At 63.6% G+C, this 19,084-nt stretch carries 21 protein-coding genes; 9 read left to right on the forward strand and 12 right to left on the reverse strand.

What is annotated here, in order from left to right; translation table 11 throughout:
* Positions 1-20: 20 nt before the first annotated feature.
* Positions 21-1,517, forward strand: coding sequence for a dGTPase (dgt, locus tag OUY36_RS08255; protein ID WP_267937504.1), 1,497 nt, complete (start codon positions 21-23; stop codon positions 1,515-1,517).
* Between the two features lie 324 nt (positions 1,518-1,841).
* Positions 1,842-3,050: an ammonium transporter gene (locus OUY36_RS08260; protein WP_063543866.1), complete on the forward strand. Its 1,209-nt coding sequence runs from the start codon at positions 1,842-1,844 to the stop codon at positions 3,048-3,050.
* Between the two features lie 26 nt (positions 3,051-3,076).
* On the opposite strand, the gene OUY36_RS08265 is transcribed toward OUY36_RS08260, so the two are convergent.
* Entirely contained in the window at positions 3,077-4,009 is a 933-nt protein-coding gene (locus OUY36_RS08265) for a 2-hydroxyacid dehydrogenase (RefSeq protein WP_267937507.1), read from the reverse strand.
* A 116-nt stretch (positions 4,010-4,125) separates the two neighbouring features.
* On the opposite strand from OUY36_RS08265, the gene OUY36_RS08270 reads away from it, so the two are divergent.
* Entirely contained in the window at positions 4,126-4,362 is a 237-nt protein-coding gene (locus tag OUY36_RS08270) for a DUF2789 domain-containing protein (protein WP_200630069.1), read from the forward strand.
* Between the two features lie 46 nt (positions 4,363-4,408).
* On the opposite strand, the gene OUY36_RS08275 is transcribed toward OUY36_RS08270, so the two are convergent.
* Positions 4,409-4,804, reverse strand: coding sequence for a DUF3597 domain-containing protein (locus OUY36_RS08275; protein WP_063543870.1), 396 nt, complete (start codon positions 4,802-4,804; stop codon positions 4,409-4,411).
* A gap of 189 nt (positions 4,805-4,993) precedes the next feature.
* Between OUY36_RS08275 and OUY36_RS08280 the strand changes: the two genes are divergently transcribed.
* The 3 genes from OUY36_RS08280 (at position 4,994) to OUY36_RS08290 (ending at position 6,954) form a co-directional block, all read left to right on the forward strand.
* On the forward strand, positions 4,994-5,797 hold the full coding sequence (locus OUY36_RS08280) for an inositol monophosphatase family protein (protein WP_110777589.1): 804 nt from the start codon (positions 4,994-4,996) through the stop codon (positions 5,795-5,797).
* Positions 5,798-5,974: 177 nt separating this feature from the next.
* On the forward strand, positions 5,975-6,235 hold the full coding sequence (locus OUY36_RS08285) for a hypothetical protein (protein ID WP_063543874.1): 261 nt from the start codon (positions 5,975-5,977) through the stop codon (positions 6,233-6,235).
* 305 nt (positions 6,236-6,540) lie between these two features.
* Positions 6,541-6,954, forward strand: a complete 414-nt coding sequence (locus OUY36_RS08290; protein WP_102840882.1) for an HPF/RaiA family ribosome-associated protein — start codon at positions 6,541-6,543, stop codon at positions 6,952-6,954.
* A gap of 42 nt (positions 6,955-6,996) precedes the next feature.
* Here the strand turns inward: OUY36_RS08290 and OUY36_RS08295 are convergent, their stop codons facing one another.
* The 3 genes from OUY36_RS08295 to OUY36_RS08305 all read right to left on the reverse strand — a co-directional run bounded on the left by OUY36_RS08295 (position 6,997) and on the right by OUY36_RS08305 (position 8,322).
* Positions 6,997-7,461, reverse strand: a complete 465-nt coding sequence (locus OUY36_RS08295; protein WP_125849878.1) for a DUF3597 domain-containing protein — start codon at positions 7,459-7,461, stop codon at positions 6,997-6,999.
* Positions 7,462-7,554: 93 nt separating this feature from the next.
* Positions 7,555-7,923 (reverse strand): STAS/SEC14 domain-containing protein, encoded by a 369-nt coding sequence (locus OUY36_RS08300; RefSeq protein ID WP_156244539.1) that lies wholly within the window; start codon positions 7,921-7,923, stop codon positions 7,555-7,557.
* Positions 7,924-8,040: 117 nt separating this feature from the next.
* Positions 8,041-8,322: a peptidylprolyl isomerase gene (locus OUY36_RS08305; protein WP_003299288.1), complete on the reverse strand. Its 282-nt coding sequence runs from the start codon at positions 8,320-8,322 to the stop codon at positions 8,041-8,043.
* A gap of 154 nt (positions 8,323-8,476) precedes the next feature.
* Between OUY36_RS08305 and OUY36_RS08310 the strand changes: the two genes are divergently transcribed.
* The gene (locus OUY36_RS08310) at positions 8,477-8,704 is read left to right on the forward strand and encodes a hypothetical protein (protein ID WP_014819952.1); all 228 of its coding nucleotides are present in this window, start codon (positions 8,477-8,479) and stop codon (positions 8,702-8,704) included.
* Entirely contained in the window at positions 8,701-8,988 is a 288-nt protein-coding gene (locus OUY36_RS08315) for a cell division protein ZapA (protein WP_267937512.1), read from the forward strand. Before OUY36_RS08310 ends, OUY36_RS08315 begins: the two co-directional genes overlap by 4 nt.
* A 9-nt stretch (positions 8,989-8,997) precedes the next feature.
* Here OUY36_RS08315 and glpD read toward each other — a convergent pair whose 3' ends face one another.
* The 6 genes from glpD to OUY36_RS08345 form a co-directional block, all read right to left on the reverse strand.
* A complete protein-coding gene (glpD, locus tag OUY36_RS08320; protein ID WP_267937514.1) occupies positions 8,998-10,533 on the reverse strand; it encodes a glycerol-3-phosphate dehydrogenase in 1,536 nt (511 codons plus the stop codon).
* Positions 10,534-10,803: 270 nt separating this feature from the next.
* A complete protein-coding gene (locus OUY36_RS08325) occupies positions 10,804-11,562 on the reverse strand; it encodes a DeoR family transcriptional regulator (RefSeq protein WP_063543886.1) in 759 nt (252 codons plus the stop codon).
* 134 nt (positions 11,563-11,696) lie between these two features.
* Positions 11,697-13,205 (reverse strand): glycerol kinase GlpK, encoded by a 1,509-nt coding sequence (glpK, locus tag OUY36_RS08330; RefSeq protein WP_226685866.1) that lies wholly within the window; start codon positions 13,203-13,205, stop codon positions 11,697-11,699.
* A gap of 12 nt (positions 13,206-13,217) precedes the next feature.
* Entirely contained in the window at positions 13,218-14,099 is an 882-nt protein-coding gene (locus tag OUY36_RS08335) for an MIP/aquaporin family protein (RefSeq protein WP_044314141.1), read from the reverse strand.
* Between the two features lie 234 nt (positions 14,100-14,333).
* Complete coding sequence (locus OUY36_RS08340; protein ID WP_014819958.1) at positions 14,334-15,098, reverse strand: YoaK family protein; 765 nt, start codon at positions 15,096-15,098, stop codon at positions 14,334-14,336.
* A 75-nt stretch (positions 15,099-15,173) separates the two neighbouring features.
* On the reverse strand, positions 15,174-17,531 hold the full coding sequence (locus OUY36_RS08345; protein ID WP_267937518.1) for an SUV3 family DEAD/DEAH box RNA helicase: 2,358 nt from the start codon (positions 17,529-17,531) through the stop codon (positions 15,174-15,176).
* Positions 17,532-17,806: 275 nt separating this feature from the next.
* Between OUY36_RS08345 and OUY36_RS08350 the strand changes: the two genes are divergently transcribed.
* Positions 17,807-18,244 (forward strand): hypothetical protein, encoded by a 438-nt coding sequence (locus OUY36_RS08350; RefSeq protein ID WP_267937520.1) that lies wholly within the window; start codon positions 17,807-17,809, stop codon positions 18,242-18,244.
* 39 nt (positions 18,245-18,283) lie between these two features.
* Here OUY36_RS08350 and OUY36_RS08355 read toward each other — a convergent pair whose 3' ends face one another.
* Positions 18,284-19,078, reverse strand: coding sequence for an ion transporter (locus OUY36_RS08355; protein ID WP_063543894.1), 795 nt, complete (start codon positions 19,076-19,078; stop codon positions 18,284-18,286).
* Positions 19,079-19,084: the final 6 nt, after the last annotated feature.

Here is a 19,084-nt window from a genome sequence, read left to right on the forward strand (position 1 = left end):
TCGCGCCATGAGAACGATGCATGCCGGAGTCCGTGAACTTCAAGCACAAGATTTCCCGTCAACGCCCTTACGGCAAGGCCGAGCCGGGCCTGCGCGCCAGCGAGGGCAATCTGGGCGCGGTCATCGACCAGTTGGAAAGTGATCGCGGGCGCATCATCAATTCCGCGGCGGTGCGCCGTCTGCAGCAGAAGACGCAGGTCTTTCCGCTGGAGCGCAACGCCGCAGTGCGCAGCCGCCTGACCCACTCGCTGGAGGTGCAGCAGACCGGCCGCTTCATCGTCCGTACGCTCTACAAGCAGCTTGGCAGCCGTGCCGCGACGTTTGGCCTGGATGGGCTGGAGACGGCACTGGAGAGCCTGGTGGAGATGACTTGCCTGATGCATGACATCGGCAATCCACCATTCGGCCATTTCGGTGAATACGCCATCGGCGAATGGTTCGAGCGCCACCTGGATGAACTGTTCGCCGCTGCCGTGCCACCAGGGCAGGGCGACACCGCGCTGCGCAAGCGCATGCTCGATGACCTCAACCACTTCGAAGGCAACGCCCAGGCGATTCGCCTGGTGGTCTCGCTGCAGCGCCTAAACCTGACCTACACCCAGACCGCCGGGCTGCTCAAGTACGTCCGCCCAGCCTACATGCCGCGACCGGACAAAGGCACGCCGGGCGCCTATCTGCAGAAGAAGCCTGGCTTCTACCTTTCCGAAGAACCCTTCGTTCGTGCCTTGCAGGCGGCCCTCGAGATGCAGCCCTGCACGCGCCACCCACTGGCCTACGTGATGGAGGCGGCGGACGACATTGCCTACTGCCTGGCTGACATCGAGGATTCGGTGGAGAAGGACATCTTCAGTATCGAGCAGCTGGCACAGCTGCTGCTGGACAAGTTCGCCCTGCATGGCGACGTCGATGCGCCCGTGCCCGGCCCGGAGCGCAGTTTCCGCAGCATGGTCAGCTACGCTCTGGAGCGGGCGCAAAAGGAGTCGATCAACAAGGCCGGGGAGTTCTTCATCTGGCTGCGGGTGAACATGATCCACCCGCTGGTGCAGCACGCTGCGCGACAGTTCATCGACAACATCGAAGCGGTGTACCACGGCACGCTGGACCGCGCCTTGCTCGAGGACGAGAGCCTGCCCAACGCCATCGTGCAGACCTTCAAGGATGTGGCGATGGACAAGGTGTTCTGCCACCGCGAGGTGGAAACGCTGCAGCTGCAGGGCTATCGCATCCTCCAGGGACTGCTGGACTTCTATGCGCCGTTGCTGCGTGTGCCGGCGCCGGTGTTCGACGCGCTTACCTTGGGCGGCTGTCGCAGCGAGCCGCATCTGCAGATGCTGGCGCGGCGGCTGCCCAATCAGCTGGTCAAGGCCTATCACGAGGCGCTCAAGCCCCATGCCGAGACGTCGGCCGATCGCCCGCTGTGGGAGTTCTACTACCGCAACCGCATGCTGCAGGACTTCATCAGCGGCATGACCGACCAGCTTGCCCAGGACGAGTACCGCGCGCTGTCGGCGCTCTGAACGGCGCTGACTGGTGGGCTGAAGCCCACTCAGAACGCACCGAAGTCCGATATCAACCTCGCCCGACGCTGCGCTTGGTACAGGCATTGCTACGGCTTGGTGCAGCAGTCGTCGTGCAAGCCCCGCAATGGCGCATGATGAAAACCCGGCAGTTTCCATAACCCGTTGAAAACAAAGGTTTCATGGTGCTTCGGCAATTCTTCCGAGGCAGGCTCCGGCTGCAGGTGACGGTAGTCGCTCACGGTGAAGTGATGCATCTCGGTGCATGCACACCCCGACGATTACCGTTTTGGTGCGTATTACCCGCTGAGGCTGAAGTAACCCATGGAAAACCTCAACAGCGCCGTGGAAACCCTGGTCCATGGCTCCAATACCCTGTTTCTCCTGATGGGCGCGGTGATGGTGCTGGCCATGCATGCCGGCTTCGCCTTCCTCGAAGTCGGGACCGTGCGCCTGAAGAACCAGGTCAATGCCCTGTCGAAGATCATCACCGACTTCGCCGTATCGACCCTGGCGTACTTCTTTATCGGCTACTGGATCGCCTATGGCGTGACGTTCATGCAGCCGGCCGATCAGCTGGTGGCCGACCACGGCTATGCCCTGGTGAAGTTCTTCTTCCTGCTGACTTTTGCTGCGGCGATCCCGGCAATCATCTCCGGCGGCATCGCCGAGCGTGCGCGCTTCGGCCCTCAGCTGTGCGCGACGCTGTTGATCGTGGCGTTCGTCTATCCATTCTTCGAAGGGCTGATCTGGAACGGCAATTTCGGTTTCCAGGCCTGGCTGGAGCACCAGTTCGGTGCGCCTTTTCATGACTTCGCCGGCTCCGTGGTGGTGCATGCCATGGGCGGATGGCTGGCGTTTGGTGCGGTCATCCTGCTCGGACGTCGCAACGGCCGCTACCGCGACGGCCGGCTGGTGGCCTTCGCGCCATCGAACATTCCGTTTCTAGCGCTGGGCTCGTGGATTCTCATCGTCGGCTGGTTCGGCTTCAACGTCATGAGTGCGCAGTCCATCGAGGGCATCAGTGGCCTGGTGGCAGTGAACTCGCTGATGGCGATGGTGGGCGGCACTGCCGCGGCCTGGCTGGCCGGCCGCAACGACCCGGGCTTTCTGCACAACGGCCCGCTGGCCGGGCTGGTGGCGGTTTGCGCCGGCTCCGATCTGATGCATCCGGTCGGTGCGCTGGCCACCGGCGCGATTGCCGGGGCGCTGTTCGTCTGGGCGTTCACCGCCACGCAGAACCGCTGGAAAATCGACGATGTGCTGGGTGTATGGCCGCTGCACGGTCTGTGCGGGATCTGGGGCGGCATCGCCTGCGGCATCTTCGGCCAGGCGGCGCTGGGCGGGCTCGGCGGCGTCAGCCTGCTCAGCCAGGTGATCGGCAGCGGTCTGGGCATGCTGGTGGCACTGGTCGGTGGCTTCGGCGTCTACGGCCTGCTCAAGCACTCCATGGGCATCCGCCTCAGCCAGGAAGAGGAATTCAACGGGGCGGACCTCTCGATCCACCGAATCGGCGCGCTCAGCCACGACTGAGGCGCTGCGCTGGCGCAAGCCGCGGTTCAGTAACCGCGCTTGCGCTGCACCAGATGGTTGATCGGCCGGCCGTCGCGCAGGGCCTGCAGGTTCTGCGCGACGATCGACGCGGCGCTGCGCATGTCCGTCGCGGCGGCGCTATGCGGCAGGACCGTCACGCGCGGATGGCACCAGAACGGATGGTCCGTCGCCAGCGGCTCCTGGCGAAACACATCCAGCACCGCACGATCGAGCTGTCCGCTGTCCAGCGCCTGCAGCAGGTCGGCTTCCACCAGGTGCCCGCCACGGGCGAGGTTGATCAGGGCAGCGCCGGGGCGCATGGCGGCGAAGAACCTTCGGTCCAGCAGATCGGCGGTCTGTGCGGTGAGAGGCAGCAGGTTGATCACGATGTCACTGCGCGCCAGCAGCGGCCACAGCGCTTCCAGGCCGTGTTCCAGCGCCATGCCGGCGATGGCGCCACCGTGCAGATTCCAGCCGGTCACCCGATAACCCGTTTCCAGCAGCCGCCGCGCGCAGGTCCGTCCCATCTGGCCCATGCCCAGCACGGCTACCTCGATCTCGTCGGCGCGCCGCTGTGGCAGAGGGTACCAATGGCGATCGCGCTGCTGCTGCGCATAGTCGAAGAAGCGGCGATGCAGCGAAAGCGTCGCCCACAAGGCGGTTTCCGCCATGGCCGCGCTCATGGCCGGGTCGACCATGCGCGCCAGGGGTACGTCCGGCAGGCTGGGATCGTCCAGCAGGCGATCGACGCCGGCCCAGAGCGACTGGATCAGGCGCAGCCCGGGCAGGCCTTGCAGGGAGCCTGGCGGCGGGTTGGCAACCACGGCGGCGACGATGCGCCCGGCGTTCTGCGTCGGGGCGTGCAGGTGCCAGCGGGCATCGGGCATGGCGCGTTGCAGCTCGACGAGCCAGGCGTCGCGTTCTTCTCTGTCGAAGCTGCCGCAAAGCAGTAGGTCCATGGAATGGCTCCAGGTGGGCGAAGCGGAACTGTAGTCAGCCGCGGAGTCTCTGAATAGGCAAGTCACGGAGCGCGCAAGTGGCGTCCGTTCAATTGACCAAGCCCAAGGAGAATCCCATGGAACTGCCCAACAAAGACCTCGGCACCCTGTTCGAACAGCTCGGCCTGGAATCCGATCCTGCCAGCATCGATGCCTTCATCGCCACGCACGGCCGGTTGCCGGAGGATGTCCGTCTGGCTGATGCGCCGTTCTGGAACGAGTCGCAGCGTGCGTTCCTGCGTGACGAATGGGTCGAGGACGCCGAATGGGCGCCCATCGTCGACGAGCTGAACGTGCGTCTGCACGAACACTGATCGCCTCGCAGGCTGCGGCAGCGACCGCAGCTTGCGTTCCTCCCGCTCAGTCCAGCAGATCGGCCGGCACGTTGCCGCCGTTCTCGGCCAGCCGCTTGAGCACCGCCTTGTGCAGCCACATGTTCATCTGCGCCGAGTCGCCCATCTTGTCCGCCGGGCAGCCGAGTTCGGTGGCCAGCTCCTTGCGCGCTGCGAGGCTGCTGTCGAGGCCCAGTAGCTTGAGCAGATCGACGATGGAGGTGCGCCAGTTGAGCTTTTCCGGGTGGTTGTTGGCCATGCCGTCGAGCTTGGCCGCCACGTCAACCTGATCCACGGCAGGCGTCGTGGGCGCCCCGGCGCCGCCGGTGGAGGCTTCCGGCGGGGTCGTGGGTGCGCTGCTGTCAGGCGTGGCGTGCGCCCGGCCGATGCCGATCTTTTCCAGAATCGAATTGAACAAGCCCATGGATATTCTCCTGTCTGCGTGGATACGTGAGCCGTGGCTCGCAATTAGGACCGCCGGCGCTTCGATTAGTCGCGCTTGAAGCGAGCGGTGCGTCCGCCAAGCTCGTGGTTGACTGGCTCGCCGCGCCCGCCGCCCTCGTGCTGTGCTCCACGCCTGTCTAGAATGCCGCTTTTGCCCGGGAAACCCGCCATGAGCAACCTCGACATCGACGCCCGCTACGCCTGCGCCAAGAGCCTTGCACTGGAAGCTGCGCAGCTCGGCATGACCTACTACCGTCAGCGCGAGACACTGGATGTGGAGCACAAGGGCAGCGATCGCCAGGACGTGGTCAGCATCGCCGACAAGCGCATCGAGGACTTCATTCGCGGGCGGCTCGCCGAACGTTTTCCCGAGGACGGCTTTCTCGGCGAGGAGAGCGGCTCGGCCGATCTCAAGGCACGTTGTGTCTGGGTCATCGACCCGATCGACGGCACCGCCTGCTTCGTCAACGGCCTGCACAACTGGTGCGTCTCCATCGGTCTGCTGGTCGACGGCGAACCGCACGTCGGCGCGATCGCCGATCCGAATCACGACGAACTCTTCCATGGCTGCCTCGGCCGCGGTGCCTACGTCAACGAGACGCCGCTCAGAGCCAGCACCGCGACCCACGTGTGCGAGGGGCTGACCGGCGCTGGCACCTTCCATCCGCGCGGCAAGGAGCACTTCATTCCGTTTCTGGAAAAACTGCTGGCCGAAGGCGGCATGTTCATCCGCAACGGCTCCGGCGCGCTGATGACCGCCTACGTCGCTGCGGGTCGCCTGATCGGTTACTACGAGACCGAGCTCAAGAGCTGGGACTGCCTGGCCGGGCTGGTGCTGGTGGCCGAAGCGGGTGGCCTGCGCAACGACTTCTTCCGTAACGACGGTCTGCTGCGAGGCAATCCATATCTGGTGGCGGCGCCCGGGGTATACAGCCAGCTGGCCAAACTGATCGGCCCTTCGCTGGATGCATGAGCGGCACGTTCGTCGATCCGCGCAGGCGCGGTCGGCGGACTGTGCTATACCGATGTGACGCACCGAGGGCCAGCCTATCCGCCTGGCCCGCTCTGGCAAGGGGGGAATTCCGGCAGCCATCAGGCCCGAGTCAACCTGCATGATCGATGGCTGCCCGCACATAGCGAGGTAACGATCATGACCATGATGCAATGCACCTACCGCGATCACATCATCACCGCCGAAGTGATGGAATATCCTGGCACCTCGACGCCCTGGGCCGGCGGTTGCCGGATTACCGCCCCCGATGGGCACGTCACTCGCCGCATGCCGCTGCCACTCGAACATGCGTTCATGGACGAACTGGACAAGGCCCAGCGGCTGTCCATTGCCCACGGCAAGTGGCTGGTGGATCAGCACCTCGACCATGGGCGTGAGCTGTTTCAGAAGGCTGCCTGACGCTTGCACAACCGCGCACCGGACGGTTTCGTCCGGTGCGTCTTTCGTTGCCCTGGATCACGCCAATAGCACTTCGCTCTGCCTCCGCTGCACTCTCCGGGCGAGGCTGCCCTGTCGGCATCGTTCAAACTAATGCCGAGAACGGCAGCGATCCCACGACCTTATGGAGTGCAACGCCGTGTCGCGCCATGGCCCAGGAAAGGTTCGGCGACATTTGGCGCATTGCTTAATGATCCAAACGGTGGCATAGCTATCAGCAAGCCACCGGCAACGGTGGTGCTCATAAGCGGAAGTAAGGACGACTTATGCAAATCCAGGTTCACAGCGATAACCACATCGAAGGCAGTGCCCGTCTCGCCGACTGGGTCAGCGCCAGTGTCGCCAGCCGGCTGGATCGCTTCGATGACGAGCTGACGCGAGTCGTTGTTCATCTCAATGACGAAAACGGAGACAAGGCAGGCGCGCACGACAAGCGCTGCCAGATCGAAGCACGACCGAAGGGGCTGCAGCCGATTTCCGTGACGCACAAGGCCGAGTCCCTGGAGCTGGCACTCGATGGTGCCGTCGACAAGCTGAACAACGCGCTCGGTCACCAGTTTGGCAAGCTGCGCAGCAAGCGCTCCGGTGCGCAACCGCAAATGATCGACGGCGCCGTAGCTGGTCGTGACGCACTGCTCGAGGAAGATTTCCTCGCGGACGAGCAGGTCCGCAACGCATAACCCTCCCGATCAGGGCCTTCCATGCGGAAGGCCCTTCGCTAATCAACCCAGTAGTTCAGGCGGTATGCTGCCGTCATGCTCGGCGAGACGCTTCATCACCTCGCGATGAAGCCACATGTTCATCTGGGCCGAATCGGCCATCTGCTCCGGTGGGCAGCCCAGCTCGGTCGCCAGTTGTCGACGGGCCTCCAGGCTACTGTCGAGGCCAAGCAGCTTGAGCAGGTCGACGATCGAGGTACGCCAGTTCAGAGCTTCCGGGTGCTGAGCAGCCTTGCCTTCCAGCTGAGCGACGACATTCACCCCCTTTTGTGTGGCCGACGGGCTGTTCAGGTCCATGTTCGGGGCGGTTGTGGCATTGCTTGTGGTGGAGGGCCTGTCGTTGTCCAGCGTGATGCCCTCCGCGTTCGACCGTCCGGCATCGGCCGGCGGAACGTCCGCCTTGCGCTGCGCCTCGTTGGAGACGTCGCCGAGGCCAAGCTTTGCTTTGATCGTGTCGAAAAGTCCCATGGGGCGGTTCCTCCGTGCTGTCGAGTGTGAGCGTTCGACAGCGAACCGGGGCGACCCATTCGTAGCCACAGGTCGGATGAACCCTGCGGGCGTTCAGCTTTGTTCGAGCCAGGTCAGGGCGTCGCTTTCCTGATGCAGGTCGAACGCCTTGATGGTCAGCCCGGGAATCAGCAGCCCCTCGACTTCGCTGATCCGGCGCAACCAGTCCTTGCCGGCGATCACGGCACAGCGATCGAAGCGGCGGATGAAGCGAAACAGTTGCGGCAGCCGTGACAGTTCGACTGCCACCGCACCGAGGGTCGGTAGGTCGAATTCGTCGATGCGATACAGCATCCGCCCGTGATTGATGCCTTCGGACTTGAACAACAGGTCGTCCAGCGCTGCGCGCATGGCGTCACTATCAAGCCTGCCGGACAGGATGACATCGATACGGTCGGGGGCGACGCGTGTCACTCGGAACATGAGCCTTTCCTCGCAGTTGGGTCTGCTCTAGAGGATAGGCCGGAAATGACGAACCGCGAGGAAGGGAGGGCGCAGCCTGGCGTCTCCCCACGCAGCAGGCGCGGGGAGACGCTTCAATCAGTCCTGGCGGCTGGTCACTTCCAGCAGGTGATAGCCAAACTGGGTCTTCACCGGGCCTTGCACCTGGTTCAGCGGGGCGCTGAACACGACGGTGTCGAATTCCTTGACCATCTGGCCGGGGCCGAACGAACCTAGGTCGCCGCCCTGACGGCTGGATGGGCAGGTGGAGTTTTCCTTGGCGACCTCGGCGAAGTCGGCACCGCCTTCGATGGCGGCTTTCAGTTCGTTGCACTTGGCTTCAGTGGAAACCAGGATGTGGCGGGCGGTAGCGCGTGCCATGGGGACTCTCCTCTTCAGATAGGCTGCCGAGGCTACCGCAAACCCGTGGCATTGGCGACCGGACCGCGTGGCATTGAAGGCTTAATGAAGGCCCCCGGCGACCTTCCTTTCGGGTACTCTCGCGCGCTTTTTCATCGGACCCGGAAAACGCTCCATGCTTGATAGCACCCTTGCGCAACTTGAAAACGTCATCAACGATCTGCTGCAACGCAACCAGAGCCTCAGCGAGCACTGTGTCTTGCTCGAGCAGCAGCTGCAGCAGGCACGTGAGGAAAACGATAATCTGCAACTGGCTGCGCTGGAGCAGGAAGACAGGCAGGGCGCTACCCTGGCCCGGCTGCAGGCGCTGGTGGAGCGTGCAGCTGGCAGTAGCGCCGCATGACGGCGGATGGCGTTCAGGTGCTCAGGGTATTCGGTCGCGAATACTCGTTCCGCGCGCCGCCCAGCCAGGATGCTCTCCTGCAGGAGGCGGCGGCCTTGCTGCAGCAGCATCTGGCCGACAGCCAGCGGCAGTTCCCCCACGCCACGGGTGACAAGCTGCTGGTGCTGACCGCACTGAATCTCTGCGTGCCGCTGCTGCAACAGAACGAGCAGATGCAGAATGTCGAGCAACGCATCGCCGCCAGCGTCGCCCGTATCAATCAGCAGCTCGCGGCGCAGGGCTGAGCGGCTGTCTCAGGCTGCGTCGCTGCTGCGCGTGTTTTCGCTGACCGGCCGCTCTGTCAGGTAACGCTGCAGGCGAGCCTTTTCCGGCTCGCTGAAGGCCAGCCCGAGTTTGGTGCGGCGCCAGAGGATGTCCTCCACCTGGGTTGCCCACTCCTCGCGCCGCAGGTAGTCGACTTCCTGCGTATACAGCTGCTGGCCGAGGTCTTCGCCCAGCGCATCGAGCGAGCGCGCTTCGCCGAGCATGCGCCATACCCGATTGCCGTAGAGGGTGGCCCAGCGCTTGGCCAGCGGTAGTTTCAGCCCCTGTACCTTGGCTACCAGCTCTTCGGCGAGCGCGTCGGCCGTGCTCATGCCTTCACCGCCAGGCAGTGCGGCCTGTGCCGTCCAGCTTTCACCCATGGCCGGGAAGAACGGCTTGAGCTGCGCCATCGCCGACTCGGCGAGCTTGCGGTAGGTGGTGAGCTTGCCGCCGAACACCGAAAGCAGCGGCGCCTGCTTTTCTTCCGCCGCCAGCGACAGGGTGTAATCGCGGGTGACCGCGGACGGGTTATCCGATTCGTCGTCGCACAGCGGCCGGACGCCGGCGAAGGTATGCACGATGTCCCTGGGCTCGAGCTGCTTGCGAAAGTGCGTGTTGGCCACGCCCAGTACGTAGGCGATCTCCTCCTCGCTGATGCTCACCTTGGCCGGGTCGCCACGATATTCGCGATCCGTGGTGCCGATCATGGTGTAGCGGTCCAGATAGGGGATGGCGAAGACGATGCGCCGATCCTCGTTCTGCATGATGTAGGCCTGCTCACCTTCATACAGCTTGGGCACGATGATGTGGCTGCCCTGAATCAGGCGGATGCCGTAAGGCGAGCGCTGTTGCAGGTTTTCGCCGATGAACTGTGCGACCCAGGGGCCGGCCGCATTGACCAGTGCTTTGGCGCGCAAGGAAAAGCGGCTGCCGTCCTCGCGCTGCAGCTCGACATGCCAGATACCGCCAGCACGCTTGGCGCTCAGACATTGGGTTCTGGTATGGATGTGCGCGCCTTTCTCCCGTGCCGCCATGGCGTTGAGCACCACCAGCCGCGCATCGTCGACCCAGCAGTCCGAGTATTCGAAACCACGGGTGATCGCCGGCTTGAGCGGGCTATCGCTTCCGAAACGCAAACCCCGAGATGCCGGCAGCTTCTTGCGCATGCCCAGGTTGTCGTAAAGAAAAAGACCGGCACGAATCATCCACGCCGGGCGCAGGTGCGGGCGGTGGGGCAACACGAAGCGCATAGGCTTGACGATATGCGGTGCCTTGGCCAGCAGAACTTCACGCTCGGCCAGTGCTTCGCGGACGAGGCGGAACTCATAGTGCTCCAGATAGCGCAGACCACCGTGGATGAGCTTGCTGCTGGCCGATGACGTATGGCTGGCCAGGTCGTCGCGTTCGCAAAGGAACACAGAAAGCCCGCGACCAGCTGCATCGGCAGCAATACCGACGCCATTGATACCGCCGCCGATCACGGCGACGTCATAGAGCTCGGAGACGGGCTGGGCGGAATGGGGCACGGGCTTCTCCTCGGAAACGAAAGATTATGTTCGGTTTTGAACATGCTATTCGCAAAAGAATCCGTTTGAAAGCAAAAATGTTCGAAAATATATAAAAAAGAAAATATTCGAACCTTGCACTTCTGGCTGATTGCCGCTGTTAGCCGGCAATGACGGTTCGCATTGCGCCGAACGGCCAGATTCAGCCTGCCCGTAAGCGCTCGAATCCGTTACCAGCGTTCAGTTATCACTGTGTGAGCGGAGTTGCCCGCGCACGAGCTGCCGCCAAACCTACTCGGCGATCTCCACTTGCACCTTGTGGCGGGCCAGCAGCTCGGCGAATACCTCGGAAGGTGCCGAGTCGGTGAACAGGCAGTCGATCTGCTCCAGCGAGCCCAGGCGCGTCATGGCGCTACGGCCGAACTTGCTGGAGTCCGCTGCCAGAAACACCTTGCGTGCGTTATGGATGATCGCCTGGGAGACGCGGACTTCCTGATAGTCGAAGTCGAGCAGGGTGCCGTCCTCGTCGATGCCGCTGATGCCGATCAGGGCGAAATCGACCTTGAACTGGCTGATGAAATCGGCGGTGGCCTGGCCCACCACGCCGCCGTCGCTGCGCACGTTGCCGCCGGCGATCAGCACGTCAAAGTCTTCCTTAGTGCTGAGAATGCTCGCCACGTGCAGGTCATTGGTGATGATCTTCAGGTCGCGGTGATTGAGCAGGGCGCGGGCGATCGCCTCGGTGGTGGTGCCGATATTGATGAACAGCGAAGCCTGGTCGGGGATGCGCGCGGCCATGGCGGCGGCGATGCGCAGTTTCTCGTCGCGCATCTGGTGCGCGCGCTGGCTGTAGGCGGTGTTCTGTACGCTGGAATCGTAGGCCGCGCCGCCGTGGTAGCGCCGCAGCAGGCCCGCATCGCCGAGCTGGTTGATGTCGCGGCGGATGGTTTGCGGGGTGACGGCGAAATGCCGCGCCAGCTCATCAATGCTCACGTAGCCGCGCTCGCGCACGAGTTCCAGAATGTTCTGCTGTCGGGGCGCCAGGCTCATGAGGCTTCCTTGTTCGCTGTTGTGCGGGGAAGCATGCCGTAGTCTGGCGTTCGTTTAAAGCGCTGCCTGTTCGAATTCGCACATGCCAGGCCTGCCTCCGAAACCCTTCCAAAGCAGGCCTGCTGTCCGTCAGATCAGTCTTCGGCCCAGTTGCGCGTACGGTCGACCGCTTTCTGCCAGCCGCGATAGAGCGCTTCGCGCTGTTCACTTCCGCACGCCGGTTCGAACACACGCTCGATGCTGCTCTTGCTGCGCAACTCGTCGAGATCGCTCCAGAAACCGGTCGCCAGTCCGGCCAGGTAGGCCGCGCCGAGGGCGGTGGTTTCCTTCATTTGTGGGCGTTCGACCTGGGTGCCGAGCAGGTCGGCCTGGAACTGCATGAGGAAGTTGTTGGCCACTGCGCCGCCGTCCACGCGCAAGGCGCGCAGGCGCTCGCCGGCGTCCTGCTGCATGGCGTCGAGCACGTCGCGGGTCTGGTAGGCGATGGACTCCAGCGCTGCACGGATCAGATGGTCGACCTTGACCCCGCGGGTCAGGCCGAACAGCGCGCCGCGCGCGCGTGGGTCCCAGTAGGGCGCGCCAAGGCCGGTGAACGCCGGCACCAGGTAAATGCCGTTGCTGTCCGGCACCTTGGTGGCGAAGTACTCCGAATCCAGTGACTCATTGAGTACCTTCAGCTCGTCACGCAGCCACTGCACGGTGGAGCCGCCGTTGAAGATGGCGCCTTCCAGCGCGTAATTCACTTCGCCCCGCGGTCCGCAGGCGATGGTGGTCAGCAGGCCATGTTCGGACTGCACTGCCTTGGTCCCGGTATTCATCAGCAGGAAGCAGCCAGTGCCGTAGGTGTTCTTGGCCTGCCCAGGCTCGACGCACATCTGGCCGAACAGCGCGGCCTGCTGGTCGCCGGCGATGCCCGCAATGGGAATGCCGGTGCTCTGGCCGGAGCCGATGTAGGCGTGGCCGTAAATCTCCGACGAGGAGCGCACGTCCGGCAGCATTTCGCGCGGGATATCCAGCGCCTCGAGCATTACCGGGTCCCAGTCCAGCTTGTGGATGTCGAACAGCATGGTGCGCGAGGCGTTGGTGTAGTCGGTGACGTGGGCCTTGCCCTGGGTCATCTTCCAGATCAGCCAGCAGTCGACGGTGCCGAACAGCAGTTCGCCGCGGCGGGCGCGCTCACGGCTGCCCTCGACGTGGTCGAGAATCCACTTGATCTTGGTGCCGGAGAAATAGGGGTCGATCACCAGGCCGGTGGTCTTGCGGATGTGCTCTTCCATGCCGTCGCGCTTGAGCTGGTCGCAGATCGGCGTGCTCTGGCGGCTCTGCCAGACGATGGCGTTATAGATCGGCCGGCCGGTGATCTTGTCCCAGACGATGGCGGTTTCGCGCTGGTTGGTGATGCCGATCGCCGCCACCTGCTCGTTGGTGATGCCGGCCTGGGCCAGGGCTTCGACGAACACGCCGCTCTGGGTCGCCCAGATTTCCATGGGGTCGTGCTCGACCCAGCTGGGCTGTGGGTAGATCTGCGCGAACTCGCGCTGGGCGATGGTCACCACGTTGGCGTTGCGGTCCAGCACGATGGCGCGGGAGCTGGTGGTGCCCTGGTCGAGGGCGACGACGAATTGCTTGTTCTGATTGCTCATGGCGACGTTTCCTTAGCGAACTTTGCTGATATCGGGCTGGGCGGAGCCCATTTCGGCAGAGGCCTTTTCCTTGGGTTTCGGTGCATCGCAGGCGGCAGAGCCAACGCCCGGCAGGTGCCGGCAGATGAGTGCCTTGTAACCTGCAGCGCCGAGGCAGGCACCGAGAATCGGGGCGAAGATCGGGACCAGGAAATACGGGATGTCTCGCCCGCCGGTGAAGGCCACGTCACCCCAACCGGCAAAGAAGGTCATCAGTTTAGGCCCGAAATCCCGCGCGGGATTCATCGCGAAGCCGGTCAGCGGTCCCATTGCGCCGCCGATGACAGCGATCAGCAGGCCGATCAGCAAAGGTGCGAGCGGGCCGCTGGGAAGACCGTTGCCGTCGTCGGTGATGGCCATGATCATCGCCAGCAGAATGGCGGTGATGACGACCTCCACGAGAAATGCCTGACCGAACGACAACGAGGCGTGCGGATAGGTGGAAAAGATCGACGCGAGTTCGAGGCTCTCGACACTGCCGCGAACCATCTGCTGGGCCTGTTCGAAATCGAAAAACAGGCTGCTGTACAACCCGTAGACCAATGCCGCGGAACAGAAGGCGCCGGCCACCTGCGCCAGGATGTAGGCCGGAACGCGGTGCCGCTCGAAGGTGCCGAACAGCCACAGTGCGATGGTGACGGCCGGGTTCAGGTGGGCACCGGAGACGCCGGCGGCGAGGTACACCGCCATCGAAACGCCGATGCCCCAGATGATGCTGATTTCCCACAGCCCCAGGTCGGCACCGCCGAGCTTGAGCGCTGCGACGCAGCCGGTACCGAAGAAGATAAGCAGGGCAGTGCCGAGAAATTCGGCGATGCATTGTCCCTTGAGCGTCGGGACGATGGGCGTACTCATGCGCGGAGCCTCGTTCGTTTGTTTTTGTTTTATTCCGAGCACTGCTTTGGTTCGGAATTGTTCGGAAACGAAAACTTAGAGGCAATAAAAGCCGCTGTCAAAGTAAAAATTCGAACATTTTACGGGCGCGCTGCGGGAACAAATGAGCGCGCCTGCTGTCGCTGCGCGTCTTGGAGGCGTCTACTTGACCGATGCAGCCTTTCCAACCTGGAGACGTTGGAAACCATCGGTGTCTTAGCGCCGACGCCGCCAGAGGCGCCAGCCGAGCAGCAGATCGTCAGCCATCGGCACCAGCGCCAGTGCCAACAGCAAGGCGGCCAGTGGGACCGTGGCGATGAAGCCGAAATGCTTGAAGCCGATGGCGCCGCTCAAACCGCCGACGAAGAAGCTCATCACCATCAGCAGGTTGATACGCAGGCGCTGTCGATTGGCCCGGACCGGTGGCATGTCGTCATGACGATTGCGGTTGAAGTAGATCAGCCGGCCTAGCTCGATGCCGATATCGGTCACCATGCCGGTGATATGGGTGGTGCGCACCTCTGCGTTGGAAAGCTTGGTGATGATCGCGTTCTGCAGGCCCATGATGAAGCACAGCAGGACCACGGTCAGCGGCACGAAAAACCCGGGAACCAACATCAGCCTCGCGCCGAGGATGCCGAACAGCAGCAACAGTGCGGCTTCCAGCGCCAGCGGTAGCGCGTACTGGCTGTGCAGCCGGCGTCGCCGCGAGAAGTTGATCATCAGCGTCGAGCACATCGCGCCGAGGATGAACGAGAGCAGTGCGCCGAAGCCGGCCAGCGCCAGGTCGGTGGCGCCGAGGGCGAGGTTATCGGCCATTGCCGAAACGATACCGGTCATGTGCGAGGTGTACTGCTGAACGGCGATGAACCCGCCGGCATTGGCGGCCCCCGCTACGAAGGCGAGGCACAGGCCAAGCTGGCGATTGCTATGGACGGTCCGTCGACGATCGGTCAGACGACGGGCGTACTTGATCGGCATGGCAGGCTCGCGTTCGGCAGCAAAGCGGCGATTATAGAGCGGCCGACCTGACTGGATCGCGGTTGGCGAAAATTCTCAGCGTCGCCGTCCGGCCTTGCGGCCGCCGCGTCGTGCTGCCCGTGGCTTGCGCTGGCGTGACAGTTCACGGGTGATGGCATCGTTGAGCAGCTTGCGCGCGTCTTCACCGTCGTCGTGCTCGGGAAAATGCTCGGGCAGGCTACGGGACAGGTGCAGGTAGGTTTCCACCACATGCAGCGTGCTTTCCAGGCTGGCCAGATCGCTGCCGAGCAGCAGTTTGGGCATCGGGATGGCGTGGCCTTCGGCGACTCGCTTGATCCAGCGCTGGGCATGCTGGCTGGCCGGGCTGTCGTAGCCGCCGCGGATCGGCGTGCAGGCGAACGTCCAGCGCAGCCATAGCGGAATCTTCGGGTCGTCGATCAGCTCGATCCATTCGGCCAGTTCGTCCGGCAGCACCGAGATGAACGCCTCGCCGTAATTGATGTTGCGGTTGAAGGTCAGCCAGGCGCGCAGCAGGCTCGGCTCGCCCATCAGTTCGGAAATGGCGGACAGGTGATCGATGGATGGGCGCACCTGGAACTGGCTCAGGTCCACCGGCGCATCCGGGCTGTTGAACAGCCGGCGGATGGACTTGAGCGTCTGCGGGTCCAGCGCGGTGATCTCGCCGCTGTCGTGGTGACCGAATCGCCCGGCGCGGCCACCGATCTGCTTGACCTCCTGGACCTTGAGCTGGCGGTTCTGGATGCCGTCGAACTTCTCGTCGGTATAGAAACACAGCGTGTGCGCCGGCAGGTTGAGGCCCATGCCGACCGCATCGGTGGCGACCATGATGTCCGCCTCGCCTTCGCGGAAGCGCCGGGCCTGCTCGCGACGCACTTCCGGCGAAAGCGCGCCGTAGACCACCGAGACGCTCTTGCCGACGCTCTCGAGCATGCCCTTGAGCTCCAGCACCAGCTTGCGGCTGAACGCCACCAGCAGCGAGCCGGGTTCCAAGCGCTCCAGCGTGGTGGAGCGCTTGGATACTTCCACCGGTGACAGGCGTTTGGTGCGCTGCACCTGCAGCTGGTCTTCGCAGAGTTCACAGAGCGTGCGTAGCGATGGTTCGATCAGCGCCGGGCCGGTCATCATCAGCTTCGGCGTATGCGCGCTGACCAGCGCGTCGACCCAGGCCCAGCCACGTTGCGGGTCGGCCATCATCTGCACTTCGTCGACCACGACCACGTCCCAGTGCTGATGGCGGAAACGCGCGAACTCCTCCACGGTACAGCAGAAGTGCGTGGCGCCTTCGCGAATGATTTCCTCCTCGCCGGTGACCAGCGAGCAGGGCACGCCCATCGACTCGATGCGCTCCTGATTCTCCAGGGCCATCAGGCGCAGCGGCGAGAGGTAGATGGCGTGTTCGGCGGCCGCCATCGCCTCGATGGAACGGTGCGTCTTGCCGCTGTTGGTGGGGCCGAGCAGGGCAATCCAGCGCCGCGTCAGACGGCGCGCTGGATAGAGCTTGTGGTAGTGAACGAAGCGCGGGTTGTTCTCCAGCAGCACGGCAAACGCCATGCGTTCTTCATGCTCGCGGCGGGCGGCGCGAACAGCCTTGCGCATGCGGCCGGGTTCGAGCATCAGCAGTTCGGTGAGCCGCTTGTGGCCGAGCTGCTGCAGGTCGAAGTCGCCGGCGAGCTCGAGCAGACGATCGAAGCTGGCCTGCAGGTCGGCTCGATCCTGACGTTGCCAGGCTTCGACTTCCGCGTCGCTGAGCAGGTGATCCTGCTCGGCAGGAATGCGCCGCTGCAGTTCAAGCTCGAGCGGGCCGTGACGCAGCGTCACCAGATAGCGCAGCTCGTGGCGGATCTCGTTCACCGTGGCGACCGCGTGCTGCAGGAACTCGTCGAGCCGCGACAGCTCCGGGCGGACGCGCGCCAGGCAGCGCTGGCGGTCCTCTTCGTCCATCTCGGCGAAGGGACGCTCGAGCAACTGCAGACGGCCGCGCACGTACTGCTGCACGGCCGCCTGGAGATTGCCTGGGAAGTCGTCGCGCTGTGGGCTGTCGGCCAGGCGCAGCGCCCACTCCGGCTCCAGCAGATGAGCGGGCGAGCCCAGGGTGAAGGTCTTCTCGCTGCCGAACACATCGACGTGGCAGGGGATCTCGCCAAGGTCGCGGCTGACGATCCGCTCGATCAGCTCATCCGCCGCGGGCTCGGCCATCAACTGATCGACTGCCGGTGCATGTAAGCCCAGCCAGAAGGCTTTCGCCGCCCGACCAAGGCCCGGCATCGGGTAGCCGATATAGGGCGCGAACCACTTTTCCTGATGGTGTTTCTTCGGCACGAAATCCGGATAACGCGCCGTTGCCCACTCGATGAACCGCGCCAGGCGCTCGAGCCTGACGGATTTGAACTGCTTGCCCCCGGCCTTGGCCATGATCGACACCTTTGCTGATCAGTGTTGTGTTACGACTCGCGCTACGGCCATTTGCTCAGCCGGCAGCGATTATAGAGGGCGCGGTGGCGTTTCTGAGCCGGCGTTGGGGCCGGCGTGACCATGATCAAGAAAGCCTGCCGCTGGTCGGTATGGCTGTTGGCCATTAGTCCTTCGCTGCCCTATAGTGCGCGCCGCAATGGATGGCCAACAGTTCGGCTGTGCCCGGACTGCAATAGAGCTGTCACTGCCCGACAGACACACAAGGGACTAACTCGGTGAATGCCAAACACGTTCTGGCAGTAGCCATTACTGCTGCACTGCTTTCCGCCTGTACCGCCGCCACTTCGCTTCGCGCCACCGATCCTGATCTGGCAATCAAGATCAACCAGGACGCCCCGCTGGTGTTGAAGAATCCGGTCAGCAAGACCTACAAGGCCACCAGCTTCGGCCAGTACCGTTTCCGCGCCGAGAAGCCCGGCATGGAACCCATGTACGGTCTTATTCCGCTGAAGTTCAACAGCGGCTACCTGGTCGCCGACATCCTCTTCTTTGCACCCGCCGCTTTCTACAACCTGCGCGAGGTCTACCCGTTCTACGAGTTCGACGTGGAGAAGGGCGAGGTCCGCTACAAGAAGAAAGAAGCCGATCAGTGGACCGTGTACAAGCCGACCCCGGCTGAAGTAGCGCGCGCCCAGGCGTACTTCGCCAACTGATTCACCCAGCTGGCAGCCTTCGACCTGGCGGCGCGAAGGCTACCGCGGGGATTGCCCGCCAGGCCGTTCCTCGACGTCGCCGCAACGACCATCTTCAAGCTGCAGTTTCAAGCTGCGTACTTCCTCCGTCAGTGCCTCTACTTGCAGCAGCAGGCGTTGCAGCATCTCGCCATCGGCTGATCGCCGGTTGTCCTCCGCGCTCCGGTCGGCGACGAACAGTGAACCGATATAGGCGGCGAAACTGCCGAACAGCCCGACCCCGGAGACCATCAACAGCACCGCGACGATACGGCCTTCGGTGGTGACCGGGTAGAAATCGCCGTAGCCGACCGTGGTGACGGTGACGAATGCCCACCACAGCGCCTCTTCCGGCGTATTGATCGAACTCTGCGGATTGGGCGCCTCGACCAGCAGCATGGTCAGCGCGCCGAACGCCACCAGCAGCATGGTCGCGGTGGCAGCGGAGGCGACGATGCCCTCAGCGCGGTTGCGAAACAGGATTCGCCAGATCAGTCGCACCGACTTGATCGCGCGCAGCACCCGCAAAAGCTGGAACACGCGGAACAGCTTCGCCGCCTGGAAGCCGCCGGCTGGAATGCTGGCCAACAGATCGATCCAGCCCCAGCGCATGAACTGCCGCTTGCTCTCGGCCTGCTGCAGACGCATCCAGAAATCGAGAAAGAAAAAGAAGCAGACGATGTTGTCCAGATAGCCAAGCAGTGTCGAAATGTCGTCGGGAAGATCGAGCAGCAGATCGGCCATCAGCGCACCGACCACATAGATCGACAGCACCAGAATCAGAATCTGGAAGGGCGTGACGAGGCGATGTTTCATGATTGA

Source organism: Stutzerimonas sp. R40042 (genome assembly GCF_026642215.1).
Taxonomy (GTDB): domain Bacteria; phylum Pseudomonadota; class Gammaproteobacteria; order Pseudomonadales; family Pseudomonadaceae; genus Stutzerimonas; species Stutzerimonas frequens.